The sequence below is a fragment of the Vibrio sp. D3 genome (genome assembly GCF_043995865.1).
Lineage (GTDB): Bacteria > Pseudomonadota > Gammaproteobacteria > Enterobacterales > Vibrionaceae > Vibrio > Vibrio diabolicus.
On the sequence record NZ_CP171887.1, the window covers coordinates 195,731 to 218,155 of the forward strand.

Consider the following 22,425-nt stretch of genomic DNA (forward strand, 5'->3'; position numbering starts at 1 on the left):
ATAATGGACCATGCCGTCGAACTTACCGAAATCCTTTAGTCGACCGTTCCTGAAAATCTTCCATATTTTGGAGGCGGTATTACTAGTCTCTATTACCTTGGCGACGTTGTACGCCATGATGCAAGAGTTTGTACACGTATTTGTCGAGAAGCGTGTCTTACTCACGGATATTCTTTTGATGTTTATCTATCTGGAAGTGCTCGCCATGGTGCAGCAGTTCGTGATGAACGGAAAAATTCCGGTACGCTATCCTATCTATATCGCGATGATGGCGATCGCCCGCTATATCACACTAGGAATGAAAGAACTGGATGCGGTTTTGGTTGTGTGGTTATCTCTGGCAGCGTTTATCTTAGCTGCGGCAACGTTGCTCATCAGAGTCGGGCATCATTATTGGCCCTACGTTGATAACAGAACCTTGGAAAAAGATGAATAAAAGAAAGCCCCGTACTAGCGGGGCTTTTTTGTTTCAATACTCGATGACTTTTAGATCATTCAATATTTTGGATCTGCTCACGCATCTGTTCGATCAGAACTTTCAGTTCAACGCCCGATGCGGTGATGTCGGTGCTGATGGATTTCGACGCTAGCGTGTTCGATTCACGGTTGAACTCTTGCATCATGAAGTCCAGACGACGACCCACTGCGCCACCTTTTTTCAGAATGTTTGTGGTTTCTTTTACGTGAGAGTCCAAGCGATCGAGCTCTTCAGCAACATCCGATTTTTGCGCTAGCAAAATCAACTCTTGCTCGATACGAGACGGATCCAGTTCCACTTTAGCGTCTTCGAACTTCGAGAATAGTCGCTCACGTTGCCATTCTAAAATTTCTGGCATGCGCGCACGCACTTTTACGACTTCTGCAGAAATGGCGTTCAAACGCTGTTCAATCAGCGCTTTCATGTTCTCGCCTTCACGAGCACGCGCTTCAATAAACTCATCCATTGCGCCATCAAACGCTTCTAGTAGCACTTTATTTACCGCATCCATGTCTTGCTCTGGCGTTTCCATTACCCCCGGCCATTGCATGACTTGAAATGGATTGATTCGGCTCAGTTCACCAGTCATGTGCATGACTTGTTCAGCGGCCTTAATTACCTGGCTAGCAAGCGCTTCGTTGATGCTAAGCTCACCTTTTGCAGCAGGGTTTGCTTCAAAACGCAGATTACATTCCACTTTGCCTCGCGCTAAGCGCTTACGAAAACGCTCGCGTAAAACGGGCTCTAATCCACGAAATTGTTCTGGCATGCGGAAGTATGTTTCTAAATAACGCTGGTTCACGCTGCGGATTTCCCATACCGCAGAACCCCAGTCGCCTTTTACTTCTTTGCGTGCATACGCTGTCATACTGTAAATCATCGAATTTTCCTGTCTTCATTTTTTGAAAATTACTTCAAGAGTGTATCACGCTGCGTCGATAGGTGCGCGGGATGTATGGATTGTTTATGTTGTGCCAGCGGCGTAACCTATGAATCCGGAATCGATTCCGTTATAATCTTCGCCCAACCAAATCGTCTTCTCCTCATATTTAAGGTAGATGCCCATGCGTCCAAACGATCGCAAGGCGGATCAAGTTCGCCCTATCAAAATTACTCGTAACTACACAGCTTACGCTGAAGGGTCAGTGCTAGTTGAGTTCGGTAACACCAAAGTGTTGTGTAATGCGACCGTCGAAGAATCTGTGCCACGTTGGCTAAAAGGTCAAGGTAAAGGCTGGGTTACAGCTGAATACGGCATGCTACCTCGAGCAACACATTCTCGTACTCGTCGTGAAGCGGCAAGCGGCAAACAAGGTGGCCGTACGATGGAAATTCAGCGTCTTATCGCGCGAAGCCTACGTGCCGTTGTCGATCTAAAAGCCATGGGTGAGTTCATGATCACCGTTGACTGTGACGTTATCCAAGCTGACGGTGGTACGCGTACTGCATCGATCAGCGGCGCAAGTGTTGCAATGGCCGATGCGTTCCAACACCTAGTGGATAGCGGTAAGCTAAAAGCGAATCCAATGAAAGGCCACGTAGCAGCAGTTTCAGTTGGTTTGCTAGGCGATGAAGTATTGTGTGATCTTGAGTACGTTGAAGATTCAGCGGCAGACACAGACATGAACGTTGTAATGACCGAAGAAGGTAAGATGATTGAAATTCAGGGCACCGCAGAAGGTGAACCGTTCAGTCACGAACAGCTGATGGCATTGCTCGAGTCGGCGAAAATCGGCATTACGGAAATTGTCGCAGCGCAGAAGGCGGCGTTAGCCAATTGATTTAGATAGCTCCCATTATGGGGGCTATTTTTTTATCTCGACAATAGAGAAATGAATGATTGTCGAGAAGAGACACAAGAAACCAAGGACATAGAGAGAAAATAATGAAAGCATACCAGCGTGAGTTTATTGAGTTTGCACTTGAGAAAGAAGTTCTTAAGTTTGGTGAGTTTACTTTGAAATCTGGCCGTAAAAGCCCGTACTTCTTTAACGCTGGTCTTTTCAATACTGGTCGTGATCTCGCACGTCTAGGCCGTTTTTACGCAGCCGCGCTCGCTGATTCTGGCATTGAATTCGATGTACTGTTTGGCCCTGCGTACAAAGGTATTCCTATTGCAACGACAACGGCAGTCGCGCTGGCGGATCACCACGATATCGACACGCCTTACTGCTTCAACCGTAAAGAAGCGAAAGATCACGGCGAAGGTGGCAACCTTGTTGGTTCTGCGTTAGAAGGTCGCATCATGCTGGTGGACGACGTGATTACGGCGGGTACGGCAATCCGTGAATCGATGGAAATTATTAAAGCAAATGGCGCTGACCTTGCGGGTGTGTTGGTTGCTATCGACCGCCAAGAGAAGGGCAAGGGCGAGCTTTCTGCGATTCAAGAAGTTGAGCGTGACTTTGGTTGTGCCGTGATTTCAATTGTAAGTTTGGGTGATCTTGTGACTTACTTAGAAGAGAAAGGTGACGCTGCTGAACACTTGGAAGCAGTTAAAGCCTATCGCTCGGAATACGGCATTTAATTTGTTACTTTTTCTGAAAAAGTAAAAAGGGCAGATGGATATCCATCTGCCCTTTTTTTGTTGTTGGATTTATCGCCTTGACCACTTACTTATAGCGAATGCCTTTCTCGACATGCTCATCTTGCATGGTTTTGTAGCGTTTATGGAGCCACATCCATTGCTCTGGAGCGCGCAGAATGACCTCTTCCACATACTTGTTCATATAAGCGGCAGCGGCGACTTCGTCTTTTTGTGGATAGTCGGCTTCAATGCACTTATCGGCGATGATGTCGTATTTTCCTTCGTCATTGCGAAACCCTGAGCCTGGGATGATCGCACATTTTGATGTATACGCCAGAATGCTCGTGCCTGTTGTCGTACACGCATCGTCTACGGCAAAGAAGGGCACAAATACTGATTTTTTGCGACCGTAATCGTGATCCGGCAGATAGAACAGACGCTCACCACTGCGTAATACACGAATCATCTTTTTCACATCTTTACGATCAATCAATTTATTGCCGTTATGTGTCCGTCCCCAATACTGGATAAAGTTATAAGCAGGATTATTATGTGGACGAAACGCGCCGTACCCGGCCACGCCTAACACGGCGAAAGCACGCGCAGTGATCTCTAGATTAAGAGCATGGACACAACAAAGTAGGACGCCTTTACCTTCTTTGGCTTTTTCACGCAGTGCGCCGAGATCTTTCTCGACGATCAGGTTTTTAAAGCGCCAAGTCGGCCAGAACCAAGTGATCCCGGTTTCTATGAGTGCCATACCGGTATTTTTGAAGTTCTCTTCAACAATATGTTGAATCTCTTCAGGTGTTTTGTCTGGAAAGGCCAATTCTAAGTTACGTTGAGCAACGTGGACACGCTTTTTACCGTAGCGCATGCCAAGTTTGCCGAGTGAACGACCTAATGAAAGCAGCAGCCGATAAGGAAGAATATTGACGAGGATGGCCAACAGACCAAACCCAAGCCATACGCCCCAGTTACGAGGGTGAAGAAGTGAAAGAGAAAACTCGGGCTGCGTGTATTTGTCTTTACTCATAGTCTTTTACTTTATTTGTGCACTCAAAAGCGCCCAGTACTCGTCAAAGTTTGCAGTCGGCTGGTATTTAAAGTCGCTACGCACAAAGCGGTTTAGGCTACCCTCAACTTGTCCCAGAATTTGCGCGGCTAGGATGCGCTCTTCGACAGGGAAAGACTTCCCTTCACGAATCTTACGTTCACGCAGGATCTGGCGCAATTGTGTTTCTATGCGCTCAAAGAGTTGATTGATGCGTTCACGTAGGCGTTCATTTTCAAACATTAGAGCATGGCCCGACAAAATGCGTGTCAGACCTGGGTTACGTTCAGAGAACGCCAAAATAAGGTGCATCACCATACGAATACGCTCTAGTGTATCTTTTTCGTCGTCTAGAATACGGTTGATACGTGTCATCAAGGCTTCTTCAATGAACTCAATCAACCCTTCGAACATGCGCGCTTTACTTGGGAAATGACGATACAGCGCGGCTTCTGAAACGCCGACTTGCTTGGCCAGTTTTGCCGTAGTAATGCGTGAAGCGCCTTCTGTTGATTCAAGCATTTCTGCCAATGCTTGTAAGATCTCTTCACGACGGTTGGATTTTTTACTGCCGGCCATTAGTTACTTCCTTTCAAAATACAAAGTTGAGCGGAGGGGATTATAAGACGCTATTTCGCCTCAAACTAGACCACTAAGGGTGGAATGGGAGATTTAACACCCTTAGTTGTCATGTTTGTACCAAATTTATGCCAGCTTTTGTGAAAAGTTGGCAGGGTTTTCAAACGTTAGTTACATCAAGTGATGCATTTTTTCGAGAATTTTAAAGCTCAATGCTTCTTTTGATTCTAAAGCGAGCGCAAGTTCACCCTCAGGCCAGTACAGGGTAATCGCGTTGTCGTTGCTGTTAAATCCTTGCCCTGCAACCGAAACGTCATTCGCACAGATCATATCGAGGTTTTTCTTTGTTAACTTGCCTCGAGCATAGGTCTCTACATCATTGGTTTCAGCCGCAAAACCGACGGTAAACGGACGCTTCTCCGTCATTGCTGCTACAGAAGCAACAATATCAGGATTTTTGACCATATTAATGACCATTTCGTCATTGTCTTCCGTCTTTTTCAACTTTTGAGACGCGATCGTTTGTGGGCGGTAGTCGGCAACAGCAGCGCAGCTAATAAACGCATCATGCTTGTTTGCGTGTGTCATAACGGCTTCGTGCATCTCTTGTGCACTGGAAACATTAATGCGCTCAACACCTACGGGCGTATTTAAACTGACAGGACCGCTCACGAGGGTGACTTTTGCTCCCATCTGCGCTGCGGCGCTCGCCAACGCATAGCCCATTTTCCCGGAGCTATGGTTCGTAATGTAACGCACTGGATCAATCGCTTCGCGAGTTGGCCCGGCGGTAATGAGTATCGACTTACCTTCTAGCAATTTTGGCTGAAAGAACTGTTCACATAGATGTACTAGCTGCATTGGTTCCAGCATTCGACCTGGTCCCACATCACCACAGGCTTGCTCTCCTGCCGCAGGACCCCAGATGTGCATACCGCGACGCGCTAACGTAGCGATGTTCTCTTGGGTTGCGAGATTGCGATACATCTGTTGATTCATCGCAGGAGATACAGCAACAGGGGAATCCGTCGCGAGCACAAGCGTGGTAAGCAAATCGTTCCCCATACCTGCAGACATGCGCGCGATTAAGTCCGCGGTCGCTGGAGCTAATAGCACTAAATCTGCCCACTTGGCCAATTCAATATGGCCCATAGAGGCTTCCGCTGCTGGGTCTAATAAACTGTCCGAGACAGGACGGCCCGAAACGGCTTGCATGGTTAAAGGGGTAATGAACTCTTTTGCTGCTTTCGTCATTACAACTTGAACTTGCGCTCCTCTCTCTATGAGGCGACGGGTTAGCTCCGCACATTTATACGCAGCAATACCGCCACTGATGCCGAGTAGAATTTTCTTTCCTGCTAGTGTTTGCATGTGAGATCTCCAATTTGATGACCGGATTTTAACACAATTCAAAGTCTGACCGCCCGAGCATATATAACGAGAAGATAATTCACATCAAACTCCAGAGTATTAATCTGACCGAGGAAGGGAAAATTCTCGCCTACCTCACAGACAAGTTGCGCGGAGTTTGCAAGTCTGAAAAGAAAAAGAGGTACTGGAAACCATGGTGTTGAAAAGTCGAAACAAATTGCTGCTGATAACCCTAATTCCGTTGTTGTTGATCACCACGTTGATCTCAGTGGTGTATTACATCAACAGCAGTAAAAGTTTGGAAGCGGAGCTGGCAAGAGACAGGCAAGAGCTCATCGAAACGAAAAAGAAAGAGTTACAAGCCTACATGATGATGGGTGTGACGGCGATAAAACCGTTATACGACACGGATGTAAATGGAAGTAATAAAGAGGCAGCAAAAGAAATTCTGAAAGCCATGCGCTTTGAAAGCGATGGTTACTTTTTTGCCTACGACTCTCAAGGTGTGAATACGTTACATGCCATCAAACCTTCTTTAGAGGGTAAAAACCTTTACGACTTAAAAGATGAAAATGGGGTCGCAGTTATTGCGGGCTTGATTGATGCTTCTCAAAAAGGGGATGGGTTCCTCTATTTCTCGTGGCACAAACCGACCATTGACGCACAAGCGCCTAAGCTAGGCTATGCAGAATATTTATCGAAATGGGACTGGGTTTTAGGCACTGGTGTTTATATTGATGACATCGACCAGCAAGTTGCGATGCACAGAGAGTTAAAGGCTCAAGAGCTAAAAGAGCATACGTTATCTGCTGTGTTGATTTCCGTTGTTGGGTTGATCATTACCAGTGTTCTCACCAGTATCGTGGTGTCGAAAGGCATTCAGCCATTACAACATGTCGCGGCGTCATTGAAAGATGTAGCCGCAGGCGGCGGTGACTTAACGGCTCGTTTAAAAGTCGAAAGTCAGGATGAAGTCGGTGAAGTGGCGGCCGCGTTTAATGAGTTTATGGATAAGCTGCACCCACTGATGCAGGATATCCACCGCTCTGCGACGACAGTACAAACCGTTTCTCAAGATTTGAACACTCAGACCAGCCAAGCGAGCGGTCAAATGCAGGACCACTGTTTAGAGACGGACAAAGTCGTGACGGCAGTGACGCAAATGAGCATGACAGCCAAAGAAGTAGCCAGCAATACCAATGCGACCGCGCAGGCGATTGAGGATGCCAACAGTCAAGTTACCGAAGCTCAGCGTGAAGTGGAACAAGCAATTGAAGGCATTACCGAGCTAGTGAGGGAGATAGACAGTACGTCAGATGCAATTTCTGAGTTGAGTTTACAAACCGAAAAAATAACCAAAGTGCTGGATGTGATTGGCGAGATAGCCGAGCAAACGAATTTGTTGGCCCTAAATGCGGCGATTGAAGCGGCTAGAGCCGGTGAGCAAGGCCGAGGATTTGCCGTCGTTGCGGATGAAGTTCGCTCGCTAGCCAGTCGTACGCAAAATAGTACTCATGAAATTGGTGACATGCTTAAGCAGCTACAAAATGGTGTATCAAGAGCGGTCAGTACGATGTCGGTGAGCCAAAAACGAGGTGTAAAAACGGCGGAAGAATCGGCGCTCATTCAGCAATCTCTTTCTAGTGTTCATCATTCTATCGGAACAATTCGAGATATGGGTATTCAAACCGCGTCTGCTGCCGAAGAGCAAAGTGCGGTTGCAGAAGACATCAACCAAAACTTAGTGGCTATTCAACAGATCGTGAACAACATTAATAAGACGTTGCAGCATGCCGAGTCAATCAGCACGCAGCTATCACAATCTGGAACAGAAATTCACGGCTTGGTTGGCAATTTTAAACTCTGATGAACTGTTAAGTTGCATTGAAAGCACTGATGGTACGAAGAAAGCGAAAGTCATACTCGACTTTCGCTTTTTGTTTTGTGGAATAGGGGCACTTTCCATATAAAGAGACATCAGATGATACTGAAAGCTATGCCAACTGAGTCCATGCCCAGAGAGAAGTTGTTGCAACGAGGACCGCAAGCATTGACCGATGCTGAGCTACTGGCCATCTTCTTGCGCACAGGCACCCGCGGAATGAACGTGATTGAGCTTGCAGACTTCCTTATTCAAGACTTTGGTTCGCTCAGACAACTATTTTCAGCATCAGAGCAAGAGTTTTGTCGTCACAAAGGATTGGGGCAAGCCAAGTATGTTCAGTTGCAAGCGGTACTAGAAATGACGCAACGCTACTTGGCGGAGACGCTAAAGCGTGGTGATGCCTTAACCAGTCCCGACCAAACTAAGTTATATCTGTCTTCTATTTTAAGGGATCGGCAAAGAGAGGCTTTTTATATTCTTTTTCTTGATAACCAGCACCGAGTGATAAAAGATGAAATTTTATTTGAAGGAACGTTGGATGCCGCGTCGGTTTATCCGAGAGAAGTCGTCAAGCGAGCTCTGCATCATAATGCGGCGGCTTTGATTTTGGCGCACAATCATCCTTCAGGCGTTGCTGAGCCGAGCCAAGCTGACAGAAGGATTACAAGGCGTCTCACCGACGCATTAGCATTGGTGGATATTCGTATTTTGGACCATTTCGTCATCGGAGATGGGGAAAGTGTCTCTTTTGCTGAAAGAGGCTGGATATAACTGTGCGTTTTTTAGGTTGTTAGTTGCTAAAAATCTGCTATCATCCACGCCACTAAATTTTTAACTGAATTCAGCTTGGACTGCTAAAAAAATCTGCTGTCTAAAAAAAGATCACGAAAACCTGTAAAAAGGATCTGTTCGGGTCTTGAGCAATGCATATCAAGTTAGTATAATGCGCGACCTTTGATAGCCTTGTATGGATTTTCCATAGCGGTTCTTAACCTCTAACTTCTTTTCGAGAGATAGAGAGGTTCGGCCACCAAGGTTGATATCGAGCTGAAACGATTTTGGAGAAGACATTCATGTCACGAGTATGCCAAGTAACTGGTAAGCGTCCAGTAACGGGTAACAACCGTTCACACGCACGAAATGCTACTAAGCGTCGTTTTCTGCCGAACCTACAAACTCATCGTTTCTGGGTAGAGAGCGAAAAACGTTTTGTTAAACTACGTCTATCTGCTAAAGGTATGCGCATCATCGACAAGAAAGGTATTGATACTGTTCTTGCAGACATGCGTGCACGTGGCGAAAACGTTTAAGAGGAAATAAGCAATGGCAAAGAAAGGCGTTCGTGAGAAAATCCGTCTAGTATCTTCTGCAGGTACAGGCCACTTCTACACAACTGATAAGAACAAGCGTAACATGCCAGGCAAATTTGAGATCAAAAAGTTTGATCCAGTAGTTCGCCAGCACGTTATGTACAAAGAAGCAAAAATCAAATAATTGGTTTCAGTCTCTTTGATGAATTGAAAAACCCAACTTTCGAGTTGGGTTTTTTATTACCTAAAGAAAAGTGCTGAAGAAAAGTGTTCAGTACGTCATCGGATTATAAAGCACTGCTGAAGTCATTTTACTGGTCCGACTCTATACTAGAATTTTTAATTTATCGCCCTATACCGCTTGGTCACCGCTTCTCTACATACTTGCACACCATTGTTCTAGTCAAGCTCAATACTCTTTGGTAGTTTACTCATAACTATAAGAGAGTAGAGATGGTTATGCGTGTGAGTCCGGCTCGTCGCCGCCGATGGAACAATATTCTTATTCTGGGCATTATCGCGTTTATAGTGATCTTAAATGCGCCGATGTGGATCAAAACTTACCTATTAACAGACCAAGCAGACCCTTACCCAAATGTACTTCGCTCCGACTATACGGTTGAGTCTTTGTACTATAGTGGCTGGGAGTTCGAACTGCATGATGGACGATGGCAATCTAACGTCAAAGTCGATGCACCGATCAGTGAACTTGTATCACGCTGGCAATCATTGGAAGGGACCGAGCTTACCTCGGAACAGTTCGATCATTTAAAACCTAACCTGACGATACCTGAAACGGTAGAAGTTTGGTATCAGGATCTCGAAGAGCCGCAGCGGGTAACTTTCTTTCGTTTACCTGATTTTTGGCTATTTAAAACCTGGCAAGACAAATGGGTCGCTATCTCCGTCGATGAAAACTACCTTATGCCAGAGTAAAGCCTTTTTGCGTCTATACCCCTAATAAGCTTCCCTATTTATCGTTTTTCTTTTCGATTATGCTAGCAGCGAGAACTATTAGCCGGTGAATTGGAGAATCTAATGCCTGAGTTGCCAGAAGTTGAAGTCAGTCGTATGGGAATTAGCCCCCACATGGTTGGACAAACGATCCAGTCGTTTACTTTTCGAACGCCTAAATTGCGCTGGGATATTCCTATAGAGCTTAAAAAATTGGAAGGGCAGGTGATCCGTACGATTAGCCGTCGTGCGAAATACTTACTGATCGAGACAAACACAGGTACAGCCATTGTTCACTTAGGCATGTCTGGGTCTTTACGTGTCCTAGATGCCGACTTTCCGCCAGCAAAGCACGATCATGTGGATCTCAAACTAAGTAGTGGAAAAATACTACGTTATAACGATCCGCGTCGTTTTGGGGCATGGTTGTGGTGTGCTCCTGGCGAGTCACATGCTGTACTAGCAAACATGGGGCCTGAGCCTTTAACTGAAGAGTTCAACGCGGAATATGTAGCGGAGAAAGCTAAAAATAAGCGTGTTGCCGTCAAGCAGTTCATCATGGACAACAAAGTCGTGGTTGGTGTCGGGAACATCTACGCGAATGAATCGTTGTTTAAATCTCGAATTCACCCTTCAAGGCCCGCAGGTAAACTGACTTCTCAAGAGTGGGGATTACTTGTTGAAAATATCAAAATGACACTTGAGATTGCCATTACGCAAGGTGGGACTACGCTGAAAGACTTTGCGCAAGCTGATGGAAAGCCGGGTTACTTTGCACAAGAGTTATTAGTTTACGGAAAAGCCGGAGAGCCATGCCCAGAATGCGGCGAACGACTTCAAGAGCTAAAAATAGGGCAGCGTAATACCTTCTTTTGTGGTGAGTGTCAGAAGTAAGACGAGCTAATATCGAGCTTAAGTTGTTGTAATCTTGCGCTAGAGCCTCAATAATTCAATCAGTTTCGAATAACTTAGTAAATTATATGAAAGTCATTTATCCGGGCACTTTTGATCCAGTGACTAATGGTCATCTCAATCTAATAGAACGCACTCACGAAATGTTTGATGAGGTTGTGATTGGCGTAGCCGCAAGCCCATCGAAGAACACCATGTTTTCATTGGAAGAGCGCGTTGCACTGATGCAGGACGTTGTAGCGCATTTACCTGGTGTGACGGTAAAGGGGTTCTCTGGGTTATTAGTGGATTTCGCAAGAGATGAGCAAGCTAAGGTTCTTATTCGTGGTTTGCGAACAACGGTAGACTTTGAATACGAGTTTGGACTGACCAACATGTACCGAAAGCTATTACCAGGTATCGAAAGTGTATTTTTGACACCTGAAGAAGAGTTTGCGTTTCTATCGTCGACTATCGTGAGAGAAGTGGCCATTCATGGCGGAAGTATCGATCAGTTCGTTCCCAAGCCAGTAGCCATCGCGATTGGGGAAAAACTGAATGAAAGACAGTAAATTCCCTTATTATTTCTCAAACGCTCTCTCGATACTTATCCCTCGTTTTGTATATCGAGCACAAGCAAAGCGTTTACTTTCGAATTTAACTGAAGCCGAGAAGCAACTCTGCCTTGAGCGGATGAACTATTACAACAAGTGTGAAACGCCGTTTTCAGTCGATAGTCGAGAACAAAGTTACGCGACTGTCGATACATTCAAAAAAACGAAAGGTTGGACGTATTTTTTCGATCTTCGCCAAGTTGTACGCTATTTCCCTTCCAGTTTTGCGTTTAACTACATCAACGGTGATGTTACACACATTCCCAATGTACCGAGCTTTATAAAAAGCCGCCCTATTTTTGGTAGCAACCAAAATTCAGTGGTATTGAAACTCAACCAAGTTCGTCACTTTAAATTTGTTGATGATCCTGTTCGCTATCAAGATAAAAAGGACATGGTCGCTTGGCGTGGTGTGGGTTTTCAGCCTCATCGTCAAAAGGTGATTCATGCGTTCTACAACCATCCGCAATGCAACATTGGCCAGACCCGCCCGGTAGAAGGGCAGCCTTGGGAAAAAGGTTTTATGAGCATTGAGGAGCAACTTCAATACAAGTTCTTGTTGTGTATAGAAGGCAATGATGTGGCCACCAACCTTAAGTGGGCTATGTCGTCTAACTCCTTGGTTATTATGTCAAAGCCAAAATATGAGACTTGGTTTATGGAAGGTAAGTTAGAGGCTGGTGTCCACTATGTTGAAGTGAAGGATGACTATTCGGATTTGCCCGAAAAGATGGACTATTATCTAGCGAATGAGCAAGAAGCATTAGCGATCATTGAAAATGCGCACCAGTGGGTTGAGCAGTTCAAAGATAAACGTAAAGAGCGTTTGATCTCATTGATGGTTGCCGATAAGTACTTCGCTTTATCTCAGCAACAATAAAAAAGGGGCGTTTCGCCCCTTTTTATAATCTTAAGCTTCTAGAAATTGTTCAACACCATTCTCACAGCGTTTAAGCTTGTTTTTAATGGTGTTCTCTAAAATCTCGTCATTTTGTCCGAGTGACGCACGAGAGTTTTCTACGTGGTACAAGTGGTAGCCTACACCTGCGAATTTTAGGTAAAGACGTGACTTACCCGCATTCAACATGCGATGAACAAACTCGCTGTCTTCGCGTCCCCATCCAACAAAATCTTGGTTGAAGCCATTCACCTCGATGACATCTTGTCGCCAAAACGCCATGTTGCAACCGCGAGTGGCTTTATCGTTATTGCGCTCGTAAGAGAACCATTTCGATAGCAAAGCGTTGGTGATGCAGTTCTTACGATTGCGAATGCCTTTGCTGAAGATAGAAGGTACTAAGCCGTTTTCCATGATGGCCTTGCTGCAGTTTTCATCCGTTAACACACGTCCACCCTGTACAAACCAATTTGGCTTTGCGACTTGCTTATGTGATTCAATAAACGTTTGAGACAATACCATGTCGCCATCAATCATGATGAGGTAGTCACCTGATGCTTTTGCGATAGCACGGTTGCGGCTCATCGAAAGTTGAAAGCCATTATCTTCGTGCCAGCTATGGATAAGTGGCACGGGAAAGCCGTCACGAAGTTGGTCGATCATTGCTTTGGTATCGTCTCGAGAACCGTCATCTGCAACAATGACTTCATCAGGCAAAACGGTTTGACGTTTCACGCTTTCTAACACCGCTTTTAATGCTTCTTTCCAGTTGTAAGTGGTGATAATTAAAGTCGTTTTCATGATTTTTTTGCCTGTTCACGTAAGTAGAGATCGATATATTTTACAAAAGTAGAGTGCATGCTTAGCCAAGCTAGAATGAAACCATGTTTGCCATCAAGGAAGCCTCGTTTGAGCACATACATCTTCAAAAAGCTAGCAAGAGCGTGAACGATAGCGGTCGTTAAACCCGCTTTCTTTTTACCTTCACGTTCATCCGTCCAGGCCTTGAGGTAGCCAGTGGTTTTATTGATGTAATGATGAAGGTGCTCGTAAGTGTAGTGATGCAGTCGACCATCCAGTTTTTCAGTTTGATAGTTTTTCTCATCAACTTTTTCATGAACGAGCGAATCATTATATTGCGTATATTCGGTGCGATATAAGCGCACAATCCAGTCTGGAGACCAACCAGAATGGTAGATGAACTTACCAAACGCTGAGCTTAGTCGATTAAGTTTGTATAAAACGTTCGGCTTATTGGCTGATACCGCGTGTAAGATACTTTCTTTTAGCTCTGGAGTGACTTGTTCGTCCGCATCAAGCCATAAAACGTAGTCTGCCGTAACGTATTGCTGCGCAAGTTGGCGTTGTTTACCGAAACCTGGCCAATCTAGGTTGGTGTAAAACTTATCTGTGTATTGTCGGGCGATTTCTTCGGTGCGATCGGTGCTGCCCGAGTCTAGAAGGACAATCTCATCGACCCAATCTTTTACTGTGTCTAGACAAGCTTGTAAGTGCTTCTCTTCATTTTTTACAATTAAGGCAACGGCTAAGGTTGGTTTGGACAAGGTCATTTCCTTCTTAACAAATCAAGACAGTAAGTTTACTGGTATTGAGGATACAAATCTTCTAAGACTTGATCGAACATGCTCATTACTTGAGTGTTAGTAATGCGGTTCATTGCCGTTTCATCTTTAGCGCGAGTTCGCCAGCTTAACTCGTGACTGTTTTTGCCTGTTTCCGCAAAGATCGTTTCTTCATAAACCGAGACAACGTATTTTAGGTAGCGGTAAGGTCCCACTCGAAGCGGATTATGGTGTGCATAGAGCCCGATGATTGGCGTTTTCATGGCATTTGCCATGTGTGCTGGTCCGGTATCGGGGGCGATGACCATTTCAACCTTATCTATTAACGCAAGCATTTGCAGAATTGAACTTTGTCCAACTAAATTTAGACACGGTTCTTCCAAGCGAGATTGAATGGCCTCTGCCAGGTCCAATTCTACCTGAGCAGGGCTGCCTGCCAGAATCACGTTCCAGCCTTTTGCTCTGGCATGATGAATCACATCCACATAACCTTCCGCGTTCCAGTTTTTATAAGCTTTGCTCGCACCAGGCACAATCAGCAGGTTAGGTTTACTACGAGAAATATGAGACTCTGCCCAAGCTTGGTCGTGGTCTGAATAAGAAAGTACCCAGTTCAGTTCTGCCTTTGGTACCCCAATTTGATGGGCAAAGGCCATTAAGCCATCTGCGACATGCAGAGATTGCGGGGAAGGCACTTTGACATTGGTAAATAGCGTCTGAAAATCTTGGCTTCTATCAGAAGAGAAACCAAGTTTGTATTTTGCTTTAATGCCCAACGTCGCGACACTCGCTCGAATCGCGTACTGCATATGCAATAGCGCATCAAACTCTCTGCCTTTCAGCTGTCGCCAAAGCGATTTGTAGCCATCAAGTCCCGCTTTTTTATCAAAAACAATCACTTCTACACCATCGATGGCGGCTAATAACTGGGCTTCAAGTTTACCCGTTATCCAAGTAATCTGGGTCGAAGGCCAGTGTTTCTGAATAGCTTGAATGGTGGCGATAGTATTGCAAACGTCTCCAATAGCGGACAAACGCAAGACGCATAGTGACGATGGGGCAGAAGTGAACATAATTATTGTCTGATTCGATGAATAGAGGCAGGTAAATTATGCAGACATCCCCAATAAATGTAAAATACACGGCTCGAATATAGCTAAGTACTGATAAGTGTTCTGCAATGTCAAAGACAACACCGCATCAATCGCAAGAATCTGGCAAACCGGGTAATACCGGGCTAAAGCGCATCGTTAAAGCGACGGGTTATTCGATCCAAGGATTAAAAGCGGCTTTTAAGCATGAAGCTGCCATTCGACAAGAGTTGGCTCTGTTGAGTATCGCTGTGATTTTGGCTTGGCTAGTGGATGTCGGCATGATTGAGCGTATCTTAATGATCGGGGTCGTGGTGTTAGTCTTGATTGTAGAGCTTGTGAATTCAGCTATTGAGGCTGTGGTTGATCGTATCGGTATTGAGCGGCATGAACTCAGTGGTCGAGCTAAAGACATAGGCTCTGCTGCCGTTATGGTTGCATTGGCGTTCGCCGGATTTACTTGGTTGTATATATTAGCCAGCCGATATTTAGGCTAGAGGGTAAGCGCGTGACTCAACAGTATCAAAACAACAACCAAATAATCTGGTTTGATGACGAGATCATTACAGACCCTAGCCAACCGATATTTGATGCGGAATACTGGCAGTCCTTAGACAAGGTGGTTGGCAGTGCGACGGGTAGAGGCACGACTTGGTTTATCCAACTAGAGAACATGCAAGCAGCACTGCGTCATTACCGTCGTGGTGGTTTGTTTGGGAAGTTAGTTAACGATCATTATTGGTTCTCTGGCTGGGATAACACCCGTTGTGCGCAAGAATTTCAGCTTTTGTTGGCGCTAATCGAGGCTGGGGTGCACGTTCCTCGCCCAATTGCAGCAAGAGCCGTAAAGTCAGGACTCTTCTATCAAGCTGATTTATTAAGTGAGCGAATCCCGAACGCCAGAGATCTGGTTAGTATCTTGCAAGAACAGTCTTTATCGGCAGAAATGTATCAGAAAATAGGGCAAGAAATTGCCAAGATGCATCAGGTTGGCGTTAACCATACCGACTTGAATATCCATAATATCTTGATCGACGACAAAGATAAGGTATGGATTATCGATTTTGATAAGTGTCGTTTTGAAACTTCTGGTGACTGGAAGCACCAAAATCTAAATAGACTTCTGCGTTCATTTAATAAAGAGCTTTCTCGTAAGAGTATTAATTGGAACGAGAAGGATTTTAAATTTTTGAAAGAATACTATGATATATATTCTGATAAAAATTAAATGTAGGAGTATAGTTGATCAAGTAATTAACTATACTCCTTAATTCTATTTACTATTAGAACAAACGGTTATATTAGGGAGGCCAAAAAGCCACTTATTGTAATAAGAGGTGTTTTTACCATAGGAATTATCAAAGAGATGTATATTCTTTCCTAATAAGCATGAAAAAATCAGTCCGTGTAGTCTATCAGTATGAACTTCATTATGCATATGAAAGTAATTCTCTGAACGAAATACTATCTCTTTTGATAGTCTATACCAAAGGTCATTAGCTTTCTTTTGTTTAAATTTCCACTTTTCTAGCGATGAATACTTTTTCTTGATATTAATATCTGAAATTGAAATAAGGTCATCCCAGTCAAAACCTTTTTTTTGTAGTCTCAAGTCATTATTTTGTGACTCAATATCTTTTCTAATCAGATTTAAAATTCGTCGTTGTTGAGGAAGTTCATCACAAAGTTCTTCTTTTTCGATCATAGGATGAAGACTATGAGCCATATCAGGAAGCAAATGATAGTTATTCGTGAATTTTTTCGAGATTTCGTAACTTCTTTCATCGCGAGTAATAAAGTGGAAATCTTTATGTTTAGAAAAAAGTTTGGCGCTAGCCTCCTCATTTGATATATCTTCAAAAAAAATTGTTTGTGGAAGACATATAATTCTTTTGGTAGGGAATTTAGATATGATATTTTCTCTTAGATTTTGGTGAACTTTATAAAGATCTCCAAAGTTACCGCCACCGTGTAAAACTATGACATCAGCTTCTTTAATCTTCTTAAAATCTAAGTTTTCACAACCACTACGATATATAACGTTAATATCATGTTCTTTAAAAAATTCTTCCGTTCCAAGGTATATAAGAAGATCCCCAACATTAAAATGTATCGGTATGTCTATATAAGCAATAGACTTTCCGTTTATCAGAGATGCAATAAGGTTATGCTGAGATTTTGCGCTATCCATAATCTCAAGCCACTTGTTTTCTCTTCTACTTCTACTCATAGCTCCTCCGGCTATATGAAACGATAATTAACCACTAAATACTTTGTATATTTTCATTTTTATTCTGAATAAAAATGAATCACTAATGTTGTACATTGACTTTATATGTTTTTCATATTTTTCATATGGTATTGATTCATTTTTTAGCTTTCTTAAATATTTAATGGCTGTTTTGTAAAAACTATACTTGAGTTTGTTACTGCCTTTCATAGTAGAATATGCAGAGTCAATGATTTTCACAAAATTATTTTGGTAATTAACATCATTAACTTTACTATTCATGATAGAATTTTTTCTAATTCTATAAAATATGATATTGTCACAGATAGAGTAGATTCTTAATTTTTTAGTAAATACCTGCCAATAAAACTCTTCATCTTCATGAATTAATCCGGGTACGAACCATATGTTGTCAAGCACTTCTTTTCGATACAATTTATTCCAAACTACGAACTCTAGGGAGAAAAATTTTTTGTCTAAATCTAATTTTCCTGTAATTCTTCTCTTTCTATAGTCTTCATATCTTTTATCTTCTTGATAAAACTTAGTTACTCTTCCTGAAACAATATCGTATCCAGTAGAATGCAACAATAATTTTTCAATTGCATCTTTTTCTAACCAGTCGTCTGAGTCTAGAAAAAACAAAAAATCTCCACGAGAGTTTTTTATCCCTGTATTCCTCGCTGCTGATAGCCCTTGGTTAGTTTGCTCTATGACTTTTATTCGAGGATCCTCATCTCGATATTGCTTAGCAATGTTTATGCTATTATCTTGAGAACCATCAATAATAGCAATTATTTCTATATTTCTATATGTTTGTTGTACGACGGAATCTAGACATTCAGGTAAATACTCTTCTACATTATATATAGGAACTATAATACTGACTAATGGATTGTTATTACTCATTTTTTATTCTCAAGGTTATATAGAAAATCAGAAAGTTGCTCGTATAACCTAAATATTTCTATATAGAGCTTATTCCATGCGGTGATACCAGATTTATCTTTTCGAGAACTGCCAATTGTTGATGGAATATCGGCTCTTTTGACAATATCTGGCCTTAAAACATGCGTGGATACACCATGTTTATACGGTTTTTCCATGTAGTCATCTACAGGTTCTATAAACTGAGTTGCGTTTTTTATGAATTTGGAAGCTGCATGTGGAGTTAGAATATATCCCATAATACCGCATGTGCGTTTGTTGAAGCGTACAATATTAAGTTTGTTATTAACTGAAGATATAACTTTAAATGATTTAGGCTTGGTTGCCGCAAGTTTTAGAAAGTCGTATTGTTCCGCTAATGTGTCGAAATGTGAAAACACGTCAAAAAACTCAGGTAATAAGTCGCAGTTATCTTCTAGAACCAGTATTGGTTCGTTTACCTCCAAGCACTTTTCCCAGGCTAGGTGGTGACTAGAGAAGCAAGCAATTTCGTTCTCAACTAGCCTATAGCCAAATCGTTTTCGAGTAAGGTCATCATTGCTACGTTCAGAGTATAGAAAGTCTGGCGCAGAGGAATCTATCGCTTCTATAAATTCGAATGGTATGTTGGCTTTGTTGAGTGCATTTTCCATGCGAACTCTTCTATCAACTGAGCGTTTCAAGTTAATAACAAAAACTTTCATTTTATACTCTCAATACATCTAATTGTCTTAGTTAGCGCACCAACATTATCTTTGACAAAGTTAAGGAGGTTTTCTTGAACTACACTTTTTGCTAACGCATCTTGAAACATAGCTTCAACCTTTAGACTCATCTCGTTAGGTGACTCAATCAGTTTGATAACTTTCTTATGAAGCATTTTCGCAACCAGATCTTGGAAGTTGTAATAGCTTGGTCCCGTGATTACAGGGACTCCCAGTGCTGCGGGCTCTAGCACATTGTGCCCACCAACCTTATCTCCAATTAGGCTTCCACCCATAAAGCAGATGTCCGCTGCGCCCATCAACGTTAGCATCTCACCCATTGTATCGCCGAGATATACTTGAGTATTCGTTTCTACTGCATGCGTTGAAGTACGACGCACAGTGTTAAAGCCTTGCTGTTGGCAAAGCGTGAATACATCATCAAATCGTTCTGGATGGCGAGGAACCAAAACGAGTAAAGCATTTGGATGAGATTTTAAAACTTGTCTATGTGCATCTAATACCTGTTCGTCCTCGCCTTTGTGGGTGCTAGCGGCAATCCAAATCGGACGATCGTCTCCAAACTGGGCTCGAAGCTGCTGTCCTTGCTGTTTCACTTGCTCTGATATTTGAATATCGAACTTAATAGAACCGGTAACGGATAGTTTCTTTTTCTCGACGCCTAAGCGTTCAAAGCGCTCGGCATCTGAAGCTGTTTGGCAGAGTACTTGAGTTAGGCATGGATGAAGTTGGTTAAAAAGCTGCTGTATTTTGGCGTAGTTCTTACACGATTTTTCAGATAGGCGCGCATTCACGACAGTTATAGGGATACCCGCTTTGTGAACATTGTGAAGCGTGTTTGGCCACAGCTCAGTCTCAATGATCAACATCTGTTTTGGTTGCACTGCTTTAAGAAAACCTTTGATAGCGAACCCAAAGTCAATTGGCATATAGCGGTGTTCAACTAAATCACCCAACTTAGCAATCTGTTCAGCTCCGGTACTTGTTGTTGTAGTAACTAGAATAGATTGTTCGGGGTTTTGTTCCTTAAGGGCTTTGATTAAAGGTGTCGCTGCTATGCTTTCACCAACAGATACGGCATGTATCCAAATAGGTTTGTCGTTGCTTTTTAGCTTGGGAGTTATGCCAAAGTGCTCTCTCCAGCGAGAGCCGAACTTAGGCTTATTTGGTTTGCTCTTGTACAAACCAAATAAAAGCAGCGGTGACGCTAGAGCGAGTAGTAAGGTATAAACAATACGAACTAACATGAGCTTATCGTAATGGCGTCAAGTTTTTGGATGCTATCTAGCACTTGCTTAGGCGAAAGTTCTGTCAAGCACTTAAGGTGTTTGTATTGACATTCACGCTGGAAACAAGGGCGACAATCAATATCGGTATGAACAATCTCCACTTTTTCAGCGAGTGGGGGGGTGTACTTCGGTGAAGTTGAGCCATACACGGCAACAACATTACAACCAACCGCAGCAGCCACATGCATTAAGCCTGAGTCATTCGCGACAACAGTCTTGCATGCAGCAAGTAGATCGACCGCTTCAATTAAGCTGGTTTGTCCTGCTAGAACATGAATGTTCTCATGGAATTGCATCGGGACAAGTGCGCGGATATTGTTACAAGTCTCTAAGTCTTTTTGAGAACCAAACAACCAGATTTGATGCCCAGATCGAGCCATTTGCGTCGCGACTTCAGCGTAGTGTGTTTCGGGCCATTTTTTGGCAGGACCAAACTCTGCTCCTGGGCACAGTCCAATGATTGGTTGGTCTTGCGTTAAGTTGAACTTTTTGAGCGTGGCTAGTTGCTCAGCCGCGTTGATTGCAAGGCGTGGGCGGGGCAAGGTTTCAAGCCCGCCAAGGGAGTTGGAGTCCACCATCTCTGCTTTTGGATAAGCTAATGCTACATAGCGTTCTACCATGTATTGAAAAGACTTCATGTTGGGGCGTAAGTCATTCAATAAACCATAGCGCATTTCTCCCTTCCAGCCAGTACGAAGAGGAATGTTGGCAAACCATGGGATCAGTGCTGATTTCGCTGATTTAGGCAAGATATAGGCGTGGTCATATTGCTTTTCACGTAATGATTTACCAATTTCCCTGCGGCCTAATAAGTTAAATTCACCATGACCGATAGGCATTTCAATCGCTTGGTGGATTTCTGGCATACGCTCAAGAATCGGTTTACACCATCCTGGAGCGATAACGTCAATTTGGCTATCTGGATGACGTTGCTTTAATACGATATATAACGATTGCGACATTACCATATCGCCGACCCACGCAGGGCCAATAATTAAAATCTTTTTCATTTATTTACTTGCCAATCAGTATCATATCTAGGCTTAAAGATATTGTAATAGTTATTGCCGTCTTCTTGAGAGTGCAGCAACTGCAGTACCCACATATATTGTTCGGGTTTATCACCGACAAAATATTCAATTGCTTCATTACAGGTACGAGCGTCTTGCTCTTCGCCTTTATCCAGCTCAAACGCCGGTAAAATCTCAATATCAAACGTACCATCTTCAGTGTTCATCGACGCAAATAGAGGCAGTACTTTTGAGCGTGATAGTTTCGCAATTTTGCCTAAACCAGGTAGCGTTGCTTTACGTGTAGCAAAGAAATCTACGAACACACTATGCTCTGGGCCGTGATCTTGATCGGGTAGATAATACCCCACATAGCCATCTCGAATGGATTTCAGAAAAGGCTTAATGCCACCTGAGCGTTCATAAACACGACCACCGTATTGAACTCTTTGCTTGTGCATCAGCCAGTCAGCAACATCATTCTTTTGTTTCTTCGCCATTGCAGAAACTGGCATTCCCATTGAAGCGAGCAAGATAGCAGGCACATCAATTGCCCAAGAGTGGGGAACCATTAAAATCACATTTTCGTTGTTATCAATGTGCTGTCGTAAAATGTCTAGGCCGCGAATTTGGCAACGGTTCTGAAGCCACTTTGGTGAGCGTAAACTTAGTAACCCGAAGCGAAAAAAGAACATGGCCGCTGTGTAGAGTGTTTTTTCTATCAAAGCTTCACGTTCTTGGAACGACTTTTCTGGAAAACACAGCTCAAAGTTAACCCTCGCTCGGTGAGCTGGCCCTTTGTGGGATTTAGACAGTTTTTTGGCAATGGTTTTCGCCAACCACTTTTGTAAACTTAGTGGCATTAATGATAAAGGTAAAAATAAGATAACACCTAACCACGTGCCCCAGTACTTAGGCGACAGGAAGTGGCGCTTAAACTCAGGGTTATATGCTTTAGGGTCGAAGTCATCACGTTTTATGGTCATGGCGTGTCTAGTTACCTATTCGT

26 protein-coding genes are annotated in these 22,425 nt (G+C 43.4%); 13 read left to right on the forward strand and 13 right to left on the reverse strand.

The window, feature by feature from the left end; translation table 11 throughout:
* The first annotated feature begins 10 nt into the window (after positions 1 to 10).
* Positions 11 to 436 (forward strand): phosphate-starvation-inducible protein PsiE, encoded by a 426-nt coding sequence (locus ACHFJ9_RS08920; RefSeq protein WP_012841209.1) that lies wholly within the window; start codon positions 11 to 13, stop codon positions 434 to 436.
* A 55-nt stretch (positions 437 to 491) separates the two neighbouring features.
* Here the strand turns inward: ACHFJ9_RS08920 and ACHFJ9_RS08925 are convergent, their stop codons facing one another.
* The gene (locus ACHFJ9_RS08925) at positions 492 to 1,358 is read right to left on the reverse strand and encodes a YicC/YloC family endoribonuclease (protein ID WP_046874112.1); all 867 of its coding nucleotides are present in this window, start codon (positions 1,356 to 1,358) and stop codon (positions 492 to 494) included.
* 184 nt (positions 1,359 to 1,542) lie between these two features.
* Here ACHFJ9_RS08925 and rph point away from each other — a divergent pair, with 184 nt between their 5' ends.
* Positions 1,543 to 2,259, forward strand: a complete 717-nt coding sequence (gene rph, locus ACHFJ9_RS08930) for a ribonuclease PH (RefSeq protein ID WP_104971148.1) — start codon at positions 1,543 to 1,545, stop codon at positions 2,257 to 2,259.
* Positions 2,260 to 2,363: 104 nt separating this feature from the next.
* Positions 2,364 to 3,005 (forward strand): orotate phosphoribosyltransferase, encoded by a 642-nt coding sequence (gene pyrE, locus ACHFJ9_RS08935; RefSeq protein ID WP_006741831.1) that lies wholly within the window; start codon positions 2,364 to 2,366, stop codon positions 3,003 to 3,005.
* A gap of 85 nt (positions 3,006 to 3,090) precedes the next feature.
* On the opposite strand, the gene ACHFJ9_RS08940 is transcribed toward pyrE, so the two are convergent.
* The 3 genes from ACHFJ9_RS08940 to coaBC form a co-directional block, all read right to left on the reverse strand.
* Positions 3,091 to 4,041, reverse strand: a complete 951-nt coding sequence (locus ACHFJ9_RS08940) for a Kdo(2)-lipid IV(A) acyltransferase (protein ID WP_033905948.1) — start codon at positions 4,039 to 4,041, stop codon at positions 3,091 to 3,093.
* Between the two features lie 6 nt (positions 4,042 to 4,047).
* Positions 4,048 to 4,638, reverse strand: coding sequence for a nucleoid occlusion factor SlmA (gene slmA / locus ACHFJ9_RS08945; RefSeq protein ID WP_005395778.1), 591 nt, complete (start codon positions 4,636 to 4,638; stop codon positions 4,048 to 4,050).
* Positions 4,639 to 4,809: 171 nt separating this feature from the next.
* On the reverse strand, positions 4,810 to 6,009 hold the full coding sequence (coaBC, locus tag ACHFJ9_RS08950; protein ID WP_047009419.1) for a bifunctional phosphopantothenoylcysteine decarboxylase/phosphopantothenate--cysteine ligase CoaBC: 1,200 nt from the start codon (positions 6,007 to 6,009) through the stop codon (positions 4,810 to 4,812).
* Between the two features lie 193 nt (positions 6,010 to 6,202).
* On the opposite strand from coaBC, the gene ACHFJ9_RS08955 reads away from it, so the two are divergent.
* The 8 genes from ACHFJ9_RS08955 (at position 6,203) to ACHFJ9_RS08990 (ending at position 12,543) form a co-directional block, all read left to right on the forward strand.
* Positions 6,203 to 7,876 (forward strand): methyl-accepting chemotaxis protein, encoded by a 1,674-nt coding sequence (locus ACHFJ9_RS08955; protein WP_395356547.1) that lies wholly within the window; start codon positions 6,203 to 6,205, stop codon positions 7,874 to 7,876.
* Positions 7,877 to 7,990: 114 nt separating this feature from the next.
* Positions 7,991 to 8,665: a RadC family protein gene (radC, locus tag ACHFJ9_RS08960; protein WP_005395784.1), complete on the forward strand. Its 675-nt coding sequence runs from the start codon at positions 7,991 to 7,993 to the stop codon at positions 8,663 to 8,665.
* A gap of 302 nt (positions 8,666 to 8,967) precedes the next feature.
* Positions 8,968 to 9,204: a 50S ribosomal protein L28 gene (gene rpmB / locus ACHFJ9_RS08965; RefSeq protein WP_005384783.1), complete on the forward strand. Its 237-nt coding sequence runs from the start codon at positions 8,968 to 8,970 to the stop codon at positions 9,202 to 9,204.
* A gap of 13 nt (positions 9,205 to 9,217) precedes the next feature.
* Positions 9,218 to 9,388 (forward strand): 50S ribosomal protein L33, encoded by a 171-nt coding sequence (gene rpmG / locus ACHFJ9_RS08970; protein WP_004410866.1) that lies wholly within the window; start codon positions 9,218 to 9,220, stop codon positions 9,386 to 9,388.
* Between the two features lie 275 nt (positions 9,389 to 9,663).
* Positions 9,664 to 10,140, forward strand: a complete 477-nt coding sequence (locus tag ACHFJ9_RS08975) for a hypothetical protein (RefSeq protein WP_164666573.1) — start codon at positions 9,664 to 9,666, stop codon at positions 10,138 to 10,140.
* Between the two features lie 102 nt (positions 10,141 to 10,242).
* Positions 10,243 to 11,052 (forward strand): bifunctional DNA-formamidopyrimidine glycosylase/DNA-(apurinic or apyrimidinic site) lyase, encoded by an 810-nt coding sequence (gene mutM / locus ACHFJ9_RS08980; protein ID WP_074191916.1) that lies wholly within the window; start codon positions 10,243 to 10,245, stop codon positions 11,050 to 11,052.
* Positions 11,053 to 11,138: 86 nt separating this feature from the next.
* Positions 11,139 to 11,621 carry a pantetheine-phosphate adenylyltransferase gene (gene coaD / locus ACHFJ9_RS08985; RefSeq protein WP_005395788.1) on the forward strand — a complete coding sequence of 161 codons (483 nt, stop codon included), beginning with the start codon at positions 11,139 to 11,141 and terminating at the stop codon, positions 11,619 to 11,621.
* Entirely contained in the window at positions 11,608 to 12,543 is a 936-nt protein-coding gene (locus ACHFJ9_RS08990) for a glycosyl transferase family 90 (protein ID WP_225461841.1), read from the forward strand. The genes coaD and ACHFJ9_RS08990 overlap by 14 nt, the downstream gene beginning before the upstream one ends.
* Before the next feature lie 30 nt (positions 12,544 to 12,573).
* Here the strand turns inward: ACHFJ9_RS08990 and ACHFJ9_RS08995 are convergent, their stop codons facing one another.
* The 3 genes from ACHFJ9_RS08995 to ACHFJ9_RS09005 are packed head-to-tail and all read right to left on the reverse strand — an operon-like array spanning position 12,574 to position 15,217.
* Positions 12,574 to 13,362 carry a glycosyltransferase family 2 protein gene (locus ACHFJ9_RS08995; protein ID WP_150916117.1) on the reverse strand — a complete coding sequence of 263 codons (789 nt, stop codon included), beginning with the start codon at positions 13,360 to 13,362 and terminating at the stop codon, positions 12,574 to 12,576.
* Positions 13,359 to 14,126 (reverse strand): glycosyltransferase family 2 protein, encoded by a 768-nt coding sequence (locus tag ACHFJ9_RS09000; RefSeq protein WP_005395793.1) that lies wholly within the window; start codon positions 14,124 to 14,126, stop codon positions 13,359 to 13,361. Before ACHFJ9_RS09000 ends, ACHFJ9_RS08995 begins: the two co-directional genes overlap by 4 nt.
* A 35-nt stretch (positions 14,127 to 14,161) precedes the next feature.
* Positions 14,162 to 15,217 (reverse strand): glycosyltransferase family 9 protein, encoded by a 1,056-nt coding sequence (locus tag ACHFJ9_RS09005; RefSeq protein ID WP_395356553.1) that lies wholly within the window; start codon positions 15,215 to 15,217, stop codon positions 14,162 to 14,164.
* Positions 15,218 to 15,324: 107 nt separating this feature from the next.
* Between ACHFJ9_RS09005 and ACHFJ9_RS09010 the strand changes: the two genes are divergently transcribed.
* Positions 15,325 to 15,732 (forward strand): diacylglycerol kinase, encoded by a 408-nt coding sequence (locus ACHFJ9_RS09010; protein WP_164666568.1) that lies wholly within the window; start codon positions 15,325 to 15,327, stop codon positions 15,730 to 15,732.
* A gap of 11 nt (positions 15,733 to 15,743) precedes the next feature.
* The gene (locus ACHFJ9_RS09015; RefSeq protein WP_395356556.1) at positions 15,744 to 16,463 is read left to right on the forward strand and encodes a 3-deoxy-D-manno-octulosonic acid kinase; all 720 of its coding nucleotides are present in this window, start codon (positions 15,744 to 15,746) and stop codon (positions 16,461 to 16,463) included.
* A gap of 45 nt (positions 16,464 to 16,508) precedes the next feature.
* Here ACHFJ9_RS09015 and ACHFJ9_RS09020 read toward each other — a convergent pair whose 3' ends face one another.
* The 6 genes from ACHFJ9_RS09020 to lpxM are packed head-to-tail and all read right to left on the reverse strand — an operon-like array spanning position 16,509 to position 22,402.
* Complete coding sequence (locus ACHFJ9_RS09020; protein WP_053807583.1) at positions 16,509 to 17,465, reverse strand: polysaccharide pyruvyl transferase family protein; 957 nt, start codon at positions 17,463 to 17,465, stop codon at positions 16,509 to 16,511.
* 27 nt (positions 17,466 to 17,492) lie between these two features.
* A complete protein-coding gene (locus tag ACHFJ9_RS09025; protein WP_053807582.1) occupies positions 17,493 to 18,374 on the reverse strand; it encodes a glycosyltransferase in 882 nt (293 codons plus the stop codon).
* Positions 18,371 to 19,096 carry a glycosyltransferase family 25 protein gene (locus tag ACHFJ9_RS09030; RefSeq protein WP_053807581.1) on the reverse strand — a complete coding sequence of 242 codons (726 nt, stop codon included), beginning with the start codon at positions 19,094 to 19,096 and terminating at the stop codon, positions 18,371 to 18,373. The genes ACHFJ9_RS09025 and ACHFJ9_RS09030 overlap by 4 nt, the downstream gene beginning before the upstream one ends.
* A complete protein-coding gene (gene waaA / locus ACHFJ9_RS09035) occupies positions 19,093 to 20,364 on the reverse strand; it encodes a lipid IV(A) 3-deoxy-D-manno-octulosonic acid transferase (RefSeq protein WP_395356559.1) in 1,272 nt (423 codons plus the stop codon). The genes ACHFJ9_RS09030 and waaA overlap by 4 nt, the downstream gene beginning before the upstream one ends.
* Complete coding sequence (gene waaF / locus ACHFJ9_RS09040; protein ID WP_258619764.1) at positions 20,358 to 21,416, reverse strand: lipopolysaccharide heptosyltransferase II; 1,059 nt, start codon at positions 21,414 to 21,416, stop codon at positions 20,358 to 20,360. Before waaF ends, waaA begins: the two co-directional genes overlap by 7 nt.
* Positions 21,413 to 22,402, reverse strand: a complete 990-nt coding sequence (gene lpxM / locus ACHFJ9_RS09045) for a lauroyl-Kdo(2)-lipid IV(A) myristoyltransferase (RefSeq protein ID WP_124007365.1) — start codon at positions 22,400 to 22,402, stop codon at positions 21,413 to 21,415. The genes waaF and lpxM overlap by 4 nt, the downstream gene beginning before the upstream one ends.
* Between the last annotated feature and the right edge of the window lie 23 nt (positions 22,403 to 22,425).